This is a genomic window from Shewanella sp. Shew256 (assembly GCF_002196695.1).
Taxonomy (GTDB): Bacteria; Pseudomonadota; Gammaproteobacteria; order Enterobacterales; family Shewanellaceae; genus Shewanella; species Shewanella mangrovisoli.
The window spans coordinates 1-820 of the sequence record NZ_NAJR01000052.1; the positions used below are offsets into that span (position 1 = coordinate 1).

An 820-nucleotide genomic window follows, 5' to 3' on the forward strand; every position below is an offset into this window, starting at 1 on the left:
GGCACTGTTGCAAATAGTCGGTGGTGATAAACTTATCATCCCCTTTTGCTGATGGAGCTGCACATGAACCCATTCAAAGGCCGGCATTTTCAGCGTGACATCATTCTGTGGGCCGTACGCTGGTACTGCAAATACGGCATCAGTTACCGTGAGCTGCAGGAGATGCTGGCTGAACGCGGAGTGAATGTCGATCACTCCACGATTTACCGCTGGGTTCAGCGTTATGCGCCTGAAATGGAAAAACGGCTGCGCTGGTACTGGCGTAACCCTTCCGATCTTTGCCCGTGGCACATGGATGAAACCTACGTGAAGGTCAATGGCCGCTGGGCGTATCTGTACCGGGCCGTCGACAGCCGGGGCCGCACTGTCGATTTTTATCTCTCCTCCCGTCGTAACAGCAAAGCTGCATACCGGTTTCTGGGTAAAATCCTCAACAACGTGAAGAAGTGGCAGATCCCGCGATTCATCAACACGGATAAAGCGCCCGCCTATGGTCGCGCGCTTGCTCTGCTCAAACGCGAAGGCCGGTGCCCGTCTGACGTTGAACACCGACAGATTAAGTACCGGAACAACGTGATTGAATGCGATCATGGCAAACTGAAACGGATAATCGGCGCCACGCTGGGATTTAAATCCATGAAGACGGCTTACGCCACCATCAAAGGTATTGAGGTGATGCGTGCACTACGCAAAGGCCAGGCCTCAGCATTTTATTATGGTGATCCCCTGGGCGAAATGCGCCTGGTAAGCAGAGTTTTTGAAATGTAAGGCCTTTGAATAAGACAAAAGGCTGCCTCATCGCTAACTTTGCAACAGTGCC

At 52.4% G+C, this 820-nt stretch carries 1 protein-coding gene; it reads left to right on the top strand.

Annotation, left to right across the window (positions count from 1 at the left end):
• Window positions 1-63: 63 nt before the first annotated feature.
• On the top strand, window positions 64-768 hold the full coding sequence (locus tag B5P39_RS24360) for an IS6-like element IS26 family transposase (RefSeq protein ID WP_001067855.1): 705 nt from the start codon (window positions 64-66) through the stop codon (window positions 766-768).
• Window positions 769-820: the final 52 nt, after the last annotated feature.

What these genes read in the sequence shown, in the direction of transcription:
- B5P39_RS24360 (WP_001067855.1), top strand. Translation starts at nt 64, where the DNA reads ATGAACCCATTCAAAGGCCGGCATTTTCAGCGTGACATCATTCTGTGG.